This is a genomic window from Sanguibacter gelidistatuariae, assembly GCF_900096585.1.
In the GTDB taxonomy this organism is placed as follows: domain Bacteria; phylum Actinomycetota; class Actinomycetes; order Actinomycetales; family Cellulomonadaceae; genus Sanguibacter; species Sanguibacter gelidistatuariae.
On record NZ_FMYH01000004.1, the window covers coordinates 214,898 to 231,758 of the forward strand.

A 16,861-nucleotide genomic window follows, 5' to 3' on the forward strand; every position below is an offset into this window, starting at 1 on the left:
TGTCTCAGATCACGTCCGCGAACTCTCGTTCGAACTGCTGGAAGATCAACGCCCCCACGACGAACACCCCGAGCGAGACAACCACCGAAGCCCCGATCTGCCACGTCGGCGGGGCGGCGGAGCCGAGCAGCGACCAGCGGAACTCTTCGAGGATCCACGTCAACGGGTTGGCGGCGTAGAGGCCTTGGAGATTCTTGGGGACGGAGTCCAGCGAGTAGGCCACGGGTGAGGCGAAGAGCATGACCTGGACGAGCCAGGGGACGATGTAGGCGACGTCGCGGTACTTCACCATGATTGCCGACGCCGCGAGGCCGGCCCCAGCGCCGAGCAGCACCATGAGCACGGCCCACACAGGGAGCAGGAGCGCAGGCCACCCGGGGTTGATCCCATAGACGACAAGCAGCACCACCCCCAGGCCCAGAGCGACCACGAAGTCCAGCATGACCGACAGCGTCGTCGAGAGCGGGACGAGCATCCTCGGGAAGAAGACCTTCGACACGAGCGCCTGGTTGCTGACCAGAGACGGCGCCGCGCGGGTGACGACCCCGGCGAAGAGGTTCCAGGCGAGCATGCCCATGTAGCTGAAGATGAAGTAGGGGACGCCGCCGCTGTCGAGCTTGGCGACGCGACCGAACACGATCGAGAAGATTCCCGCGGCCGCGATGGGTTGCAGGAGCACCCACGCCACCCCGATCGCCGTCTGGCGGTATCGCAGGATGATGTCGCGCTGACCGAACTGGTAGAGGACCTCGCGGGCCTCCCACAGCTCTGAGAGTCGGGGCAGGGAGAAACGGCGAGGTGGGGTGATGACAATGATCTGGCTCATTGGTCAGCTCCGCTTGTAGGTGAAGTCGGCAAGGACGAGGCCGCGGCTCATCGCTTCGTCGGAGGCCAGCTCGGGGTAGGGGTTGGTCGGGAGCACCTCGAAGACCGCCGCGCCCTCCCAGGCGTCGAGCACCCCGGTCTTGCACAGGTACACGTCCACCGTGTATCTCCCGGGTTTGAGCCACGGGCCGTTGAGGGACAGCGTGACGTCGTGCGGCTCAGCCGGGTCGAACCACTGTCCCACCAGCCGGGAGTCACACTGGGCGATGACGGAACCGTTGAGGTCGTTGATGTGGCACGAGACGTAGTACTGACCGATGACGTCCGTGTTGGAGTCGAGGTGGATCGTGACGGCTTTGGGCCCCGACGGATCGAAGTGGTCGGCAGACAACGTGACCGCGCGGGTGCGGATCTCGCCGCTTCCGGGGCGCCGAGCGGGGTCCATCTGGGAGACGGCGAACTTTTCGAAGCTGTCACGGTAGAGCGCCAGTGCTCCGGCGACGTCGCCCTGGTAGACCATGCGGCCGGACTCGAGGTAGATCGCCGACGAGCACAGCGTGCTGACCGTCTGCGCCTGGTGACTGACGAACAGCACGGTGCGCCCGTCTGTGGCGACGTCGCGCATCTTGGCGAGGGACTTGCGCTGGAACTCGGCGTCACCTACCGCGAGCACCTCGTCGATGGCAAGGATCTCGGTATCCAGGTGGACCGCCACTGCGAAGGCCAGACGCACGTACATGCCGGAGGAGTACCGCTTGACCGGCGTCCCGAGGAACTTCTCGACGCCGGAGAAGTCGACGATCTCGTCGAAGCGCTGTGCGATCTCCTTGCGGTGCATGCCCAGCAGCGCGCCGTTGAGGTAGATGTTCTCCTTGCCGGTCAGCTCCGGGTGGAACCCGGTACCTACCTCCAGGAGGCTGCCGATGCGCCCACCGAGCTCGATGCGTCCGTGGGTGGGCGCAGTGATGCGCGTGAGCATCTTGAGCAAGGTGGACTTCCCTGCGCCGTTGCGCCCGATGATCCCCACGGCTTCGCCCCAGGGGATGTCGAAGGTGAGGTCTTTGAGCGCCTCGAACTGCGCGTACGTGCTTTTGTGCAGGGGGTTGCGCATGCGCTGCACTGCGGCTTCGGATGCCGTGGTCGGACGGTGCTCTGTGCCGCCGATCCGATACGTCTTGCCGAGCCCTGAGACACGAATGGCGGGATGCTTGGTCTTGTCCACTTGTGCACCGTATGACGTGCGCTACCGTTCCGTGAAGAGGAAGAGGGGTGATTGTTGGTGTGAGTCGTCGACGCTGGTGGTTCGTCTGGGGAGTTGTCGCACTGCTGATCGTGCTCGTCGTGACTCTTGTCGGCATCGCGGTGACGCGCCCGAGAGGCACTCCTGTCGAAGACGCTCTGCCGACGGTGAACCCCCACACGGTGGTCGACTTCAGCGGTGCCGCACCGGTCTGCGGCTTCCCAGACGTCTCTCAGATCACCAGCGACGGCTCTCCTGGCGATCAGGACGACGCCCCGACAACCGTGGTCGCCAACGTCGCGACCGTGCAGGACGGGCGGGTGCTCGACGTCGTTGTCACCGGCGACGGGGGCCAGACCAAGGCGTGGGTGCTGGAGTGGGATTCCCGGCACACGTACACCGTGACGCGGTACGACGTGACTACCGGGACGGTTGAGAAGACCTTCCCCATCGACCTGGCGCTCTCGAGCGGCGGCGAGGCATTCAGCGTCGACCAGATCGTCGTCGACGACAACAGCGCTGTCTACCTCCTCGACACCCTCGACGGCCGCCGCGACGTCGTGAAGTACACGGGGGACGGCGACCTCGTGTGGCGCATGGCCATCCCGACCAGCGCGACGACGACCGACTCGGTGCTCAGCCTGTACGGCATGGTGCTCTTCCCCGCAGGTGTGCACGGCGACACCGAGACGATCGGCATCCACGAAGGTTCCACGACGATGCACGTCGTCACCCAGGACGGGCACGTCGCTACGGACGTCAAGGGGTTCACCGGCACGGTCGTCGGGCAGAGCTCAGCAGGTGACGTCTTCACCGTGGAGAGCGCAGACGGCACCGGCAAGACCCCAGCGTCGGAATACCTCACCCTGTCATCCCCAGCAGGGAAGAGCGCGACCCGTTTCGGGTCGCAATGGGTCGCCGACACCCCCGTCGGGATGGCGCAGACGTACCGCCTCGCACCGGTGAGCGGCGCCGCGCCCGGCCCCACCGGGACCGGCGTCGTCGTCGCTGAGAACGGGCGCGGGCTGGAATGGTTCAACGACACCGGGGTGCGTATCGGCTACTGGCCGGATCGCACGACCGGTGAAGAACGCCCCTACGAGCTCGCCGACGGTTCACCCATCGTAGAGAACGACGAAACCTACTACCTCCTCGTCAAAGGTGCACAGGGCAGCGACAGCGCGCAGACCGTCACGCTCGCCAAGCTCACGACCGACGAGCTAGCAGCCCGGCTCGCCTCCCCGGTCAAGTACAACGAAGGTTCCGCGGCGCAGTTGGCTGTGCTGGGAGCCGGCGCTGGCCTGGTCACCGACCGGGTCTACAACGCGTTCGCCCCCGACGAGACCCCCGCCGTGTCGCTCCGTCTGGACAGCCCCTGGGCCGCGCACGTCGACGGCATGACGCTGCGTTACCAGGTGCGCGGCGACCCCACGGTCTGGAACCCCGTCACCACGGACTGGACCGACGTCCCCCTGACCGACGCCGCACCAGGAACCGCGCCCGGCACCACGGACCTGCCCTTGACGCTGCCGCCCACGCGCCCCGGCGTGTACCAGGTCGACGCCCAGCTCCTCGACCCCACCGGAACCGCGATCTCCGGCACCTGCTTGCAGTACGCCGTCGGGCAGACCACCGCCGGCTTGGCCGCCCTGCCCGACGGCGCAGACTGGGGAGGGGCAGCGCCCCTGCGCGGGGTGACCCTCGCCGAGGACTTCAACCTCGGCAGCTACCGCTACCAGGTGGACTTCGGCTCTCTCGTCACCGACCCCACCGCGCAGCCCTCAGAAGCCGGACTCAACTGGGACGCGATCCCCCTCGACGACCTCGCCGCCGCAGCGGCCCTCGCCCAGACCTCCGGGGTCAAGCTCGTCCTCCAGCTCGGTCAGGGTGGCGACGCCGAGAAGGCCGCAGTCACCGCAGGCACCTGGCAAGGGTGGACCCAACAGATCATCGCCGACCTGGCCACCCGTGCACCCGGAATCATCTACTGGTCACCGTGGAACGAACCCAACAACACCGGCTATGACGACGGCGCAGCATATGTCCGCGACGTCGCCGCTCCCTTCGCAGCAGGCGCCCGCCTGGCCAACCCTGCCGTGAAGATCCTCGGCGGGAACACCCTCGGCGTCCCGATCGACTGGTGGAAGGCCGCCGTCGACGCAGGAGCGTGCACGACCATGGACGCAGTCGCCGTCCACCCCTACACCGGGCTCAACCGCTCCTGGGAAGAAGACGGCTGGACAGCCCCCGGCAACCAGATGGAACAGCTCTTCACCACCGTCGAACCCTGCGGAACTCTTCCCGTGTGGGACACCGAGTCCGGCTGGTGGTCCGACGGCGTCGCCAACTCCTGGGCCCAAGGCGCAGACGTCTCACGCAAGCTCCTCTGGTACTCCTCCCTCGGAGTCACCGACTGGACCTACTTCTTCTCCGAAGGAGGATTCGGCGAGACCGGAAACTCCTGGTCGCTCCTGCAGTTCGACTCCCACGTCAAACCCGGCCTGCTCACCTTTGAGACGACACAGGCAGTGCTCGCAGGTCGAGGGGCAGGCACCCGCGTCGACCTCGGGGTCCCCAGCGCCTACGGCATGCACTGGGAAGGGCCAGGGACCGAGCTGCTGGCCGTGTGGACCGACGACCTCGCGACCTCCGGCGTGCTGCGCGCAGCACGCACCGACCCAGTGACGGTCACCGCCACCGACCAGTACGGGGCCGTCACCGAGGTGACCATCCCCGCAGGGCGAGGACTGCCCATCGCCCTCACTGGGGCGCCCGTGTTCCTGACCGCACCGGCGGGGACAGGACTGTCCGTCGGCCCCGCCGAGACCTACGGACCGGACGTGCTCCTCGGAGCGACGGCGACGGCGTCGTCCACCAACAGCGACACGAAGGTCGAGACGGTGACCAGCGGCACCCCCGACGTCGACATGCCCTGGCGGTCAGGGACGCTCGCAGGCGGCGCCATGGACAAGGCCCCCTGGGTCGAGGTGACCCTCGAAGAACCGACCGAGATCAACCGGATCTCCGTGGCCACCGCAGGCATCCGATGCTGCTCAGCCGGGCTGCGCGACTACACCGTCTCGGCGAAGGTCGACGGCCTGTGGACGGACGTCGCCACCGTCAAGGGGCAGTTCTTCGAACGGATCACCCAGGTCACCTTCGACCCGGTGACAGCGTCGGCCATCCGGGTGAGCGTGCCCATGACGACAGAACGAGGGGTCCCGGTGCTCTCGTCGAACTACTCCGGGGTCGTGGGCGGGATGCACCCCAGCTTCATGCAGCTGGGGTCGACGAGCGACTACGTGGCAGCCATCAGCGCCATCAGCGCGTGGGCACCGGGCACGGCCGAACCCTGAATCAGCCCAGTCACGCGTCAGCCCAGCACCGTCCGCCACACTTTCGCGTGCTCCTGCGCGCTGCGATCCCACGTGAACAGCTCCGCACGCGCACGCGCAGCCTCCACCATCTCCTGGATGCGAGCGTCGTGGGTCGCCGCCCACAGCACCCCCTCGGCGATGTCGTCCCCCGTGGGCTCGACCAGCACGCCCGTGTCGCCGACCACCTCAGGCAGAGAGCTCGTCCGGGCCGCCACGACCGGGGTCCGGGCCGCCATCGCCTCAAGAGCCGGCAGCCCGAACCCCTCGTACAGCGACGGCACCACGACGACGCTCGCCCCGGCCACCAACCCCGGAACCGACCCCGACGGCACCCGCCCCACCAACGCCGTCCCCGCGAGGGAGGCGAAGAGCCGAGTGCGGTCCTCGTGCTCGGGGCCGCTGAGCACCAACGTCAGATCAGGGCGCGCCGAGTGGATCTTGGGCCACGCCTGCGCGAGCGCCGCCAAGTTCTTCCGCTTGGACGCCCCGCCGGCATGCAGCACGTACGGCCCCCGGAGGCCCAGCGCAGACAGGTAGGCGGATGGGCCAGCCATGGCGTCGAAGAACCGTTCGTCCACACCGTTGTGCACGACGAAGGGGTCGGTGATCCCCAACAGCTCAACGGCTTCCTGTGCGCTGAACTGCGACACGCAGATCACCGCGGCCGCTCGCCGAGCCTCTTCAGCGGCGACCTTGATGGGCGCCGACTCGTCCGGGAACTTCCAGGCCACGACGTCATGGATGGTGATGACCTCACGCTCAGGGGCCGGTGGCAGGCTCAGGTCCATCCGGTGCACCACGCAGTCGCGCGGGTAGAGCAGCTTGCCCATCATCGAGCGGGTCCGGGCCGAGGCCACAGCGAGCCGCCCGAGCGGCAACCGTGCAGTCCCCGCGAGCGGAGAGCGCATCGACCGCACGATTGTCTGGTTCACGACCCACTGCGGCCGTGCTGGTGAGGGGCTGGCCGTGGATGTGGCGTTGAGCGCCTCCGACGCGCGGGCCGTGATCTCCTGCTGATATACCTGCGCTCCCATGGGAGTATCCACAGCAACGGTGGCAACAACGAGCTTCGGTGCCATGGTGGAACCACCAGCCTGAGAGGGTTTGGTAGTGGGTGAATTGCCCGTCATGGTTCAATCTTGACGGTAGATCGGTCGATCGCCAGATCAGCGTGGGTGAGATGAGGGGTGAGATCGATGGACCGACTGCGCATCGCCCTCGTCTCCAGCTCCTACGAGCCGTACACCGGAGGCGTCGAGGAGCACACCCGACGGGTCGCCGCTGTGCTCGCGGCGCGCGGCCACCAGGTAGAGGTGTGGACCGTCGACCGCGGCGAGCATCTCGGCGTCACGACCCTCGACGGCCTCGTCGTCCGTTACCTGCCCGCCCCGCTCCCAGCCCGCTCGCCCACGAGCCTGCTGCGCTTCACCTGGGCTGTGCCCGGTGCCTCCTGGGCATGGTGGCGCGCCCTGCGCACCTTGCGGCCAGACGTCGTGCACGTGCAGTGCTTCGGGCCCAACGGTGTGTACGCGCTCGCCCTGGCGAGAATGTCCACGGTGCTGCTCGTGGTGAGCTCCCACGGGGAGACCTTCGCCGACGACCACTCCGTCTTCGACGCTTCCAGACTCATCCCCTTCGCCATGCGATCAGCGCTCGAGCGCGCGAGCGCGGTAACTGGCTGCTCCCAGGTGGTCCTGGTTGACCTGGCCCGCAGGTTCCCTGGGCGGGGGAGCGACGGCGGCGTGGTGGTGCCCAACGGGGTCGACCTCCATGAGGTGGAGACGGTGGACGTACGCGAGGTGTCACCGAGCGCCGCGCCCACGGTCCTGGCGGTCGGACGCCTCCAGCACGTCAAAGGCTTCGACCTGCTCCTGCGCGCCTTCGCCCGCGCCACGGGGGAGGGCGCGGTGCCTGCAGGCACGCGCGTCCGCCTCGGCGGCGACGGACCCGAAGCAGGACCGCTCGCAGCGCTCGCGAGCGAGCTGGGGATTCGTGACCGGGTAGACCTCCTCGGGCGCCTCGACCGCCAGCAGGTCGCCGCAGAGATGGCCGCCGCGACCGTCGTCGTGGTGCCCAGCCGGGCAGAGTCCTTCGGCATCACCGTGCTCGAAGCCTGGCGGGCGAAAGCCCCCGTCATCGCCACCACGCGTGGTGGCCCGCCCGAGTTTGTCAGCGACGGCGACACCGGGCTCCTCGTCGACCCCGTAGACACGACTGCGCTCGCAGCCGCGCTGGCCACCGTGCTAGCCGACGCTGACCTGCGGCGCCGACTCGGAGAGAACGGCTACCGGCTCGTCCGGGACGAGTACACGTGGGAACGCGTCGCCGACCGGTACGAAGAGCTGTACGGGCGCGCCTAACGATCTCGCCCCCACGAGGCGCAACACGCTAGGCGGTCGATTCGTCGAGCACCGAGACGATGTGCTTCGCGATCTCCAACGACGCCGTCGCCGCGGGGGAGGGCGCGTTGATCACGTGCACCTGGCGCGGGCGGGTGCGCAGCAGGAAGTCGTCGACCATCGATCCGTCGCGCTTGAGCGCCTGGGCCCGCACCCCCGCGGGCGCCGGGACGAGGTCGTCCGGTCCGATCCCCGGCACCAGGCGGGCCAGCGACTTCGCGAAGAGCGCCGCCGACATCGACCGGGCGACCTCCCGCGCGCCCGGCGCCCAGTTCCGCGCGCCGAGGCGCCACAGCCCCGGCCAGGACAGGGCGTCGGCGACGTCGGCGGGGGAGACGTCGCGGCGCCGGTAGCCCTCCCGGGCCAGGGCGAGCACAGCGTTGGGGCCGGCATGGACCCCACCGTGGACCATCTTTGTCAGGTGCACACCGAGGAAGGGAAACCGGGGGTCGGGGACGGGATAGATGAGTCCCTTCACCCGGCTGGCCGCGGACGGGGCCAGCTCGAAGTACTCGCCGCGGAACGGCACGATCCGCGCCCCCGGCTCGAGGCCGCAGGCGACCGCGAGCCGGTCGGCCTGCAGCCCGCCGCACACCACCATGGCATCGGTGACGACCTCCTCCCGGCCGGGCGACGCGGCGTCGTCCAGCCAGGCACGCACCTGCGCCGCCTCGGTGCGGGCGCCGCGGAAGGCGAGGCCGAAGCGGATCTCGCCGCCGGCGTCTCGCACCTGGTCGGCGAGGGCCAGGCACACCCCGCGGTAGTCGATGATCCCGGTGCTCTCCACCCGCAGGGCGGCGACGCAGGAGACGTCGGGTTCGTAGTCGCGGGCCTCGTCGGGGCCGATCATCCGGGCGTCGACGCCGTTCGCCATGCCCCGCTCGGCGAGTACCTGAAGCCGGGGCAGCTCGGTCGCGTCCACCGCGACAACCAGCTTGCCGCAGGTCTCCACAGCCACGCCGTGCTCGCGGGCGAAGGCGGGCATCGACCGGGCACCGGCCGCGCCGAGGCGAGCCTTGAGGCTACCCGGGGCGTAGTACAGGCCGGAGTGGACCACCCCGGAGTTGCGGCCGGTCTGGTGCTGGGCGAGGTCGGGCTCCTTCTCGACCACGAGGACGTCGTCCCCGCGCTGGGCGAGCCGTGCGGCCGTGGCCAGCCCGATGATCCCGGCTCCGACGATGAGCACTCGCATGAGACCTCCTGTGCGCAACCGTCGGCGTCGGCCGGAGCGGCTTCGGATGTGATGCTCCCGAGCGTGGCACAACCGGGCGCGCCAGGCTAGGGGTGGGGCGGGGTGGCCTAGGATCGGAGTTCGCTCGCCGTCGAGTGCGGGCCCGGACCAGATCGAAGGTGTCATGGTGGAGCGTGCGGTGCTGGTGGCGATCCCCACCTACAACGAGCGCGAGAACCTCGCCGAGGTGGTCGGCCGTACCCGTCGGGCTGCCCCGGAGGCGCACATCCTCGTGGTCGACGACGGTTCTCCGGATGGCACAGGGGAGATCGCTGACGCCCTTGCCTCGGGCGACGACCACGTGCACGTCATGCACCGGGCCGACAAGCAGGGACTCGGCGCCGCCTACATCGCCGCCTTCCGGTGGGCGATGGAGCGCGGCTACGGCGCCGTCGTGGAGATGGACGCGGACGGCTCGCACCTTCCGGAGGAGCTGCCCCGGTTGCTCGCCGCGCTCGACGGGGCCGATGTCGTCCTCGGATCGCGGTGGGTGCCCGGCGGATCCGTGGTCAACTGGCCGCTGCGCCGCAGGCTGCTGTCGCGCGGGGGCAGCTTCTATGCTCGCATCGCCCTCGGGATCTCCGTCCGCGACGTGACCGGGGGATACCGCGCCTACCGCTCGGAGGTCCTCGAGCGGGTCCTCGCGAGCGACATCGAGAGCCAGGGGTACTGCTTCCAGATCGACATGGCCCGCCGGAGCCTGGACGAGGGCTTCCAGGTGGTCGAGGTCCCGATCCAGTTTGTCGAGCGGACCCACGGGGAGTCGAAGATGAGCCAGGGGATCGTCTTGGAGGCGATGGCCCGGGTCACCCGGTGGGGATTTGACCACCGGGTCGACCAGGTACGTCGCCTCGTGACTCCCTCGAAGCGGCAGGCGCCGGACACCTTGTCCTGAGCGGCGCCTGGCGTGGCTCAGCTCTCCGCGAGGATCGTGTAGAGGTCGCGGCGTGCGGCGTCGACGATCGCGATGGCCCGCTCGATCTGCTCGGGGGTCCCGGCGGCTCCGACCTGACGGACGGCCGCGTGCAGCAGGTGGGTCTGGTCGGCGAGCTTGTGGCCCTCGCCGGCCTCGACGTCCCAGGGCTGGCGCCCGGTCGAGGCGGCCTCAGCCGCGACGGCCCGGCCCTGGTCGGTGAGGGAGTAGACGCGCTTGCCCTCGCTCTCGGTCGAGGTGGCCAGTCCGCTCTCCTCGAGCAGCTGGAGCACCGGGTAGACCGAGCCGGGGCTGGGCTGCCAGCGGCCCTGGGTCTTCGCGGCGAGTTCCTGGATGATCTGGTAGCCGTGGGCGTCGGTCTCGGTGAGGACGGCGAGGACGGCGGCGCGGACGTCACCGCGCCGGGCCCGTCCGCCGAAGCCTCCGCGGCCGCCGCCGAAGCCGCCGCGTCCTCCGCCGCGCGGTCCGCGCGACTCGGGGTCGAAGCGACCCATGTCGCCTCCGGACCGGCGGCGTTCGCCCGGACCGGATCCTCCGAAGGGGGAGTCGGGGCCGAAGTTTGAGCCGGAGCCGGAGGCCGGTCCGCGCTCGAAGGGTGCGTTGTGGTCAAGCTGGTCGTGACCACCGTGGTGGTGTGCGTGGGATCGCATGGGTGTGTCTCTTCTCGTCATGGCCCCCGGGTGGGAGCTCCTTTTCGCTGGATGACCTCTGCGTCATGAGCGTCGGTCGGTTGCGAATACGTTAACGATATATCGTGATCGCTCACGATGCAATGATGAATTGGTGAACGATCTGTTGAGGATTCGGCATCCCGTGGACGCGCCCGCTGCTGTCGGCGGCCGGGCGTAGTCTGGTTTCTGCTCAGCCCGGACCGCCTCACGATCGGTTCGGGCCTGTTGTGCTGTCCCGTGCTGGCGGAGCGACCGTCGCGCAGCGCGTGCCCAGACCCGCCGGAAGGAAATCCCGCGCATGAACCTCACCGGAATCCTGCCCGCCCTCCTCGGCGACCCCGGGGCGAGCGCCGTCGTCGACCGCGTCCGCAGCCGCGGCGGCCTCGACGTGATCGGCCCGACCGGCGTGCGGCCTCCGCTGCTCGCGGCTATGGCCGGTGCGCGGGCGAGCGACGGCGTGATACCGGAGGCGGGCGCCCCCGGCTCGCGCCCTCTCGTCGTGGTCACCGCGACCGGGCGCGAGGCGGACGAGCTCGCGAGCGCGCTGCGCTGCTACCTGCCCTACGACGCCGTCGCCGTGCTCCCCGCGTGGGAGACCCTCCCGCACGAGCGGCTCTCCCCACGCTCGGACACCGTCGCCCGCCGCCTCGCCGTCTTCCGCCGGCTCGCCCACCCCGAGGCCGACGGCGGCATGACCGGCGCGATCCGGGTGCTCGTCATGCCGGTGCGCGCCCTGCTGCAGCCAGTCGTGGAGGGCCTGGGCGACCTCGAGCCGGTGCGCCTGGAGGTCCGCGACCACGCCGACCTCTCGGCCGTCGCCGACCGGCTGTCCGCGGCCGCCTACGCCCGCGTCGACATGGTCGAGCGACGCGGCGAGTTCGCCGTGCGCGGCGGGATCCTCGACGTGTTCCCACCGACCGAGGACCACCCGCTGCGGGTCGAGTTCTGGGGCGAGGACGTCGAGGAGATCCGCTGGTTCGCCGTCGCCGACCAGCGCAGCCTCGAGGTCGCCGACCATGGTGTGTGGGCCCCGCCGTGCCGGGAGATGCTGCTCACCGACGACGTCCGCGACCGCGCCGCTGCGCTCGTCGACCAGCTCCCGGGCGCCCACGAGATGCTCGACAAGATGGCCGCCGGGATCGCCGTGGAGGGCATGGAGTCCCTCGCCCCGGCGCTCGTGGACGCCATGGTCCCGGTCCTGGACCTCGTGCCCGACGACGCGCTCATCATCATCAACGACCCCGAGCGGGTGCGCCGCCGGGCCCACGACCTCGTCGCCACCACGCAGGAGTTCCTCGCCGCGGCCTGGACCTCGGCAGCGGCCGGCGGATCCACCCCGATCGACCTCAGCGCGGCGTCGTTCCTGTCAGTCGAGGACGTCCGCGACCTCTCCGCCCGCCGCGGCCTGGGCTGGTGGACCATGAGCCCCTTCGGGCTTGACGACCCGTCGGCCGACCCCGGCGTCGCCGATCCTGGCGCGCCGGTCGTCGTGGACCCCGACGCCGAGACCATCCGGGTGGCCGCCCGCGACGTCGAGAGCTACCGCGGGGACATCACCCGGGCCCTCGACGACCTGCGCGGGCTGCAGCACGCGGGCTGGCGGCTCGTGCTGGCGACCGAAGGCCACGGCCCGGCCAAGCGCATGGTCGAGCAGCTCAGCGGCTCCGACACGGCCGCGCGCCTCGTCGGCGAGATCACCGCCGAACCAGAGGGCGGCGTCGTGCTCGTGACGCCCGCGCCGGTCGGCCCGGGCTTCGTCGCCCCCGAGCTCCGCCTCGCGGTGTTCTCCGAATCTGACCTCACCGGCCGCGCGGGGACCTCGACGCGGGACATGCGCAAGATGCCCTCGAAGCGGCGCAACGTCGTCGACCCTCTCCAACTGCGCCCGGGCGACTTCGTGGTCCACGAGCAGCACGGCGTCGGCAAGTTCGTCGAGCTGGTCCAGCGCACGCTCGGGGCCGGGGCGAACGCCGCGACCCGCGAGTACCTCGTCATCGAGTACGCGCCCTCGCGCAAGGGCCACCCCGGCGACCGCCTCTTCGTGCCGACCGATCAGCTCGACCAGGTGACGAAGTACACCGGCGGCGAGTCGCCCTCGCTCAACAAGATGGGCGGCTCGGACTGGGGCAAGACGAAGGGCAAGGCGCAGAAGGCGATCAAGGAGATCGCGAGCGAGCTCATCCGCCTGTACTCCGCCCGGATGGCGACCAAGGGCCACGCCTTCAGCCCGGACACCCCGTGGCAGCGTGAGCTCGAGGACGCCTTCGCCTACGTCGAGACCCCCGACCAGCTCGCCACGATCGACGAGGTCAAGGCGGACATGGAGAAGACGGTCCCGATGGACCGGCTGGTCTGCGGGGACGTCGGCTACGGAAAGACCGAGATCGCGGTCCGCGCGGCCTTCAAGGCCGTCCAGGACGGCAAGCAGGTCGCCGTCCTGGTGCCGACGACGCTGCTCGTCCAGCAGCACTACGACACGTTCTCCGAGCGGTACGCCGGCTTCCCCGTCGTGGTCAAGGGCCTGTCCCGGTTCCAGACCGACGCTGAGGCCAAGGAGGTCATCGAGGGAATGCGCGACGGGACGGTCGACGTCGTCATCGGCACCCACCGCCTGCTGTCCGGGTCGATCCGGTTCAAGGACCTGGGGCTGGTCGTCGTCGACGAGGAGCAGCGCTTCGGCGTCGAGCACAAGGAGACACTCAAGCAGCTGCGCACCAACGTCGACGTGCTCGCCATGAGCGCGACACCCATCCCGCGCACCCTTGAGATGGCGGTCACCGGCATCCGCGAGATGTCCACCCTGGCGACCCCGCCAGAGGAGCGCCACCCGGTGCTCACCTACGTCGGGCCGTACGAGGAGAAGCAGATCATCGCGGCCATCCGCCGCGAGCTGCTGCGCGAGGGCCAGCTGTTCTACGTGCACAACAAGGTCGACTCGATCGACGCGACGGCCGGGCGGCTCAGGGAGCTCGTGCCCGAGGCCCGGATCGAGGTGGCGCACGGCAAGATGAACGAGCACCAGCTCGAGCGGGTCATCCAGGACTTCTGGGAGAAGAAGTTCGACGTGCTCGTGTGCACGACGATCATCGAGACCGGCCTGGACATCTCCAACGCCAACACCCTCATCCTCGAGCGCGCCGACATGCTCGGGCTGTCCCAGCTGCACCAGCTGCGCGGCCGAGTGGGTCGCGGGCGCGACCGCGCCTACGCCTACTTCCTCTACCCACCAGAGCGCCCGCTCACCGAGACCGCCCACGACCGACTCGCGACCATCGCAGCGAACACCGATCTGGGCTCGGGTATGGCCGTGGCCATGAAGGACCTCGAGATCCGAGGGGCGGGCAACCTGCTCGGGGGCGAGCAGTCCGGCCACATCGCCGGGGTCGGCTTCGACCTGTACATCCGGATGGTCGGTGAGGCTGTGGCGAGCTTCCGCGGCGAGGTCGAGGAGGAGGCGCCCGAGGTGACGATCGAGCTGCCGGTCGACGCGCACCTGCCGCTCGACTACATCGGTCATGAGCGGCTGCGCCTGGAGGCGTACCGCAAGATCGCCGCCGCGCAGACGAGCGCGGACCTCGACGAGATCCGCGCCGAGCTGATCGACCGCTACGGCCCCGTCCCGGAGATGGTCTCCAACCTCTTCGACGTCGCGGCCTTCCGCAACCACGCCCGCGCCGCCGGGCTGTCCGACGTCACGTCGCAGGGCAAGTTCGTCCGCTTCGCCCCGATCGACCTCGCGGAGTCGGCCGAGCTGCGGCTCAAGCGGCTCTACCCCGGCACGATGCTCAAGCCGGCGATCCGCACGATCCTCGTGCCCTATCCGACGACGGCCCGGATCGGGGGGCGTCCGCTGCGCGGCGCGGAGATCCTCGCCTGGGCGACCGAGCTCATCGACGCGGTGATCCTCGGTCAGGTCGCGGCGGCGGCCAAGGTCGGGACGCGGGGGTAGTCTGCTCGCCCAGGCCGGGTAGCGTTGCCCAGCCATCAGGTTCCGGGGCTTGAGGGGGCGGTGCGAGTGTCTGGTGTGTCTGGAGCGCCTTCGCTCCTGCGTCGTCCGGCTCGAGCGCCGCAGGCGCGCGCGTCACCGGTGTTCCTGCCTGAGGTCCAGGCGCTGCGCGCGATCGCCGTCACCGGTGTTGTGGTCTACCACCTGTGGCCCGGACTCTTGCCCGCCGGCTTCATCGGCGTCGACGTCTTCTTCGTCATCTCGGGGTACCTGATCTCGTCCCACATGATGAGCGAGAGGGCGCGGACCGGGCGCTTCGACCTGGGCGCCTTCTACGTCCGGCGCGTCCGACGGATCCTCCCGGCCGCCTCCCTCGTCGTGGCGGTCACGGCGCTCCTGGGTCTTGCGGTCCTGCCCGAGCTCCGCTGGGGTGAGCTGACCCGGCAGGGGACCGCCTCGCTCCTATACGTGCAGAACTGGGTCCTCGCCGGCGACTCCGTGGACTACCTGGCGCAGGGCGTCGCGTCGAGCCCGTTTCAGCACTACTGGTCGTTGTCGATCGAGGAGCAGTTCTACATCCTCTGGCCGGTCGCGTTCCTGCTCGCCGCACGCAGGGTCGCTCGGACGGTGGCGCAGGTCCGGCGGGTCGTCCTCGTGATCGTGGTCGCGGCGACCGTCGTGTCGTTCGCCTGGTCGGTCCTCCTCACCACGCGCGGGGACCCCTCTGCCTACTTCGTCAGCCACAGCCGGTTCTGGGAGCTCGGACTCGGCGCGGTCCTCGCGCTGAGCCTCGGCCGACCCGCGGGCGCGCTGCTGCGAGGGGTCGCAGCCTGGGCGGGGCTCGCCCTCATCGCCGCCGGGATGGTGCTCGTGCCGATCGAGGGCTTCCCCGGGGTCCTTGCCCTCGTCCCGACGGTAGGTGCCGCCCTGGTCATCTGGGCGGCGCGTGCCGGGAGCACCGCGGGACTGCGGCGCGCGGTATCGGTCCGGGGAGTCCAGTGGCTCGGCGACGTGTCGTACTCGCTCTACCTGTGGCACTGGCCGTTGGTCGTCTGCGTGCCGTTCGTCCTGGTGGGGTGGGGCCGCCTGGCCCAGGGCATGGTGGTCCTCGTGCTCTCGCTGGCACTGGCGGGGGTCACGCGGAAGGTCGTCGAGGTGCCGCTCCAGCGTCGGGTGAGGCCAGGGGCCACCCGGACCCAGGTGCTCGTCACCGCCGCGGCCGTCACAGTCGTGTGCCTGCTCGCGGTGCAGCTGCCCCGCGCCGTCGCGGACTCACGTACCTCCGATCGCGACCGTGCGGCGGCCGCGCTGCTGGCTGATCCGCCCGCAGATCTGGGGGCCGGGTCGATCTCCGCGGACGGATTCTCCACGTTCGCCTCCGGCCACGCGGTCGTCGTCCCCTCGCCGGAGAGTGCGCGCGCGGAGCTCCCAGACGGCGCGGACGGGCGCTGCAAGTCGGACATGGCGGCGGACCGGGCACCCGTGTGCCACTTTGGTCCGGAGGGGGCGGAGACGGTCATTGCGCTGGTCGGGGACTCACACATCGAGCAGTACCTGCCGACGTTCCAGGCCGTCGCCGCGCGCGAGGGCGTCCGGATCGTCACGTACTTCCACAGCAGCTGTCCGTTCTCGACCGCGCAGCGGGCGACCGACGCGGCTCGCGGCGGGCCGTGCTTGCGGTCCAACGACGCGACGACCGAGGCGCTTCTTGCCGACCCGACGATCGACCTGGTCGTGACGTCAGGGCGTTCGGCAGTCGACTGGGTCGTGTCGCCGGGGGTACCGAGCCCGGCGGACGGGTTCGCCGAGGCGTGGACCGAGCTGACGGACGCCGGGCTCCCGGTCGTAGTGCTGTCAGACAACCCGCTCATGCTCCCCGACGATGCCACGTCCGACTGTGTCCTGGAACATCTGGACGATCCCGGGGTGTGTGCTCGCGTGGTGACCGACGCGATGCCTGTTGACCACCAGATCGAGGCGGCGGCCCTGAGCGACGTGGACCTGGTCGACACGTCCTCGTGGTTCTGCACGGTGACGGTCTGTCCTGCGGTCATCGGCAGCGTGCTCGTCTATCGAGACGCCCAGCACATCACCCCCGCCTACGCGCGGACCCTCGAGTCGCGAGCGTGGGATGCGATCCAGCCTGTCCTCGTGAGGCAGTGAGGCAGTGAGGCAGTGAGGCAGTGAGGCAGTGAGCGAACGAGGCCCCGGCGTCGCTCATTTGGAAAGCGCTTCCCG

Annotated in this window: 10 protein-coding genes; 5 read left to right on the plus strand and 5 right to left on the minus strand. The window is 70.0% G+C overall.

Annotated elements, in window-relative coordinates; all coding sequences use genetic code 11:
* Positions 1–4: 4 nt before the first annotated feature.
* Both BLQ50_RS10940 and BLQ50_RS18830 read right to left on the minus strand, forming a co-directional pair.
* A complete protein-coding gene (locus BLQ50_RS10940; RefSeq protein ID WP_093183643.1) occupies positions 5–826 on the minus strand; it encodes an ABC transporter permease in 822 nt (273 codons plus the stop codon).
* A 3-nt stretch (positions 827–829) separates the two neighbouring features.
* A complete protein-coding gene (locus BLQ50_RS18830) occupies positions 830–2,047 on the minus strand; it encodes an ABC transporter ATP-binding protein (protein ID WP_139185803.1) in 1,218 nt (405 codons plus the stop codon).
* A gap of 59 nt (positions 2,048–2,106) precedes the next feature.
* Between BLQ50_RS18830 and BLQ50_RS10950 the strand changes: the two genes are divergently transcribed.
* On the plus strand, positions 2,107–5,421 hold the full coding sequence (locus tag BLQ50_RS10950; RefSeq protein WP_093183645.1) for a discoidin domain-containing protein: 3,315 nt from the start codon (positions 2,107–2,109) through the stop codon (positions 5,419–5,421).
* Positions 5,422–5,438: 17 nt separating this feature from the next.
* On the opposite strand, the gene BLQ50_RS10955 is transcribed toward BLQ50_RS10950, so the two are convergent.
* The gene (locus BLQ50_RS10955; protein ID WP_245701116.1) at positions 5,439–6,476 is read right to left on the minus strand and encodes a glycosyltransferase family 4 protein; all 1,038 of its coding nucleotides are present in this window, start codon (positions 6,474–6,476) and stop codon (positions 5,439–5,441) included.
* 162 nt (positions 6,477–6,638) lie between these two features.
* On the opposite strand from BLQ50_RS10955, the gene BLQ50_RS10960 reads away from it, so the two are divergent.
* Entirely contained in the window at positions 6,639–7,802 is a 1,164-nt protein-coding gene (locus BLQ50_RS10960) for a glycosyltransferase family 4 protein (protein WP_093183648.1), read from the plus strand.
* Between the two features lie 28 nt (positions 7,803–7,830).
* On the opposite strand, the gene lhgO is transcribed toward BLQ50_RS10960, so the two are convergent.
* The gene (gene lhgO / locus BLQ50_RS10965) at positions 7,831–9,033 is read right to left on the minus strand and encodes an L-2-hydroxyglutarate oxidase (protein WP_093183650.1); all 1,203 of its coding nucleotides are present in this window, start codon (positions 9,031–9,033) and stop codon (positions 7,831–7,833) included.
* A gap of 163 nt (positions 9,034–9,196) precedes the next feature.
* Here lhgO and BLQ50_RS10970 point away from each other — a divergent pair, with 163 nt between their 5' ends.
* On the plus strand, positions 9,197–9,967 hold the full coding sequence (locus BLQ50_RS10970; protein WP_093183652.1) for a polyprenol monophosphomannose synthase: 771 nt from the start codon (positions 9,197–9,199) through the stop codon (positions 9,965–9,967).
* 17 nt (positions 9,968–9,984) lie between these two features.
* Here the strand turns inward: BLQ50_RS10970 and BLQ50_RS10975 are convergent, their stop codons facing one another.
* On the minus strand, positions 9,985–10,656 hold the full coding sequence (locus tag BLQ50_RS10975; protein ID WP_093183653.1) for a PadR family transcriptional regulator: 672 nt from the start codon (positions 10,654–10,656) through the stop codon (positions 9,985–9,987).
* 319 nt (positions 10,657–10,975) lie between these two features.
* Here BLQ50_RS10975 and mfd point away from each other — a divergent pair, with 319 nt between their 5' ends.
* Entirely contained in the window at positions 10,976–14,626 is a 3,651-nt protein-coding gene (gene mfd, locus BLQ50_RS10980; protein ID WP_093183655.1) for a transcription-repair coupling factor, read from the plus strand.
* A gap of 75 nt (positions 14,627–14,701) precedes the next feature.
* Complete coding sequence (locus tag BLQ50_RS10985; protein WP_217629153.1) at positions 14,702–16,786, plus strand: acyltransferase family protein; 2,085 nt, start codon at positions 14,702–14,704, stop codon at positions 16,784–16,786.
* Positions 16,787–16,861: the final 75 nt, after the last annotated feature.

Excerpts from the sequence above, each read along its gene's own strand:
- BLQ50_RS10940 (WP_093183643.1), bottom strand. The coding sequence starts at position 826 with ATGAGCCAGATCATTGTCATCACCCCACCTCGCCGTTTCTCCCTGCCC.
- BLQ50_RS10955 (WP_245701116.1), bottom strand. The coding sequence starts at position 6,476 with ATGGGAGCGCAGGTATATCAGCAGGAGATCACGGCCCGCGCGTCGGAG.
- BLQ50_RS10960 (WP_093183648.1), top strand. The coding sequence starts at position 6,639 with ATGGACCGACTGCGCATCGCCCTCGTCTCCAGCTCCTACGAGCCGTAC.
- lhgO (WP_093183650.1), bottom strand. The coding sequence starts at position 9,033 with ATGCGAGTGCTCATCGTCGGAGCCGGGATCATCGGGCTGGCCACGGCC.
- BLQ50_RS10970 (WP_093183652.1), top strand. The coding sequence starts at position 9,197 with ATGGTGGAGCGTGCGGTGCTGGTGGCGATCCCCACCTACAACGAGCGC.
- BLQ50_RS10975 (WP_093183653.1), bottom strand. The coding sequence starts at position 10,656 with ATGCGATCCCACGCACACCACCACGGTGGTCACGACCAGCTTGACCAC.
- mfd (WP_093183655.1), top strand. The coding sequence starts at position 10,976 with ATGAACCTCACCGGAATCCTGCCCGCCCTCCTCGGCGACCCCGGGGCG.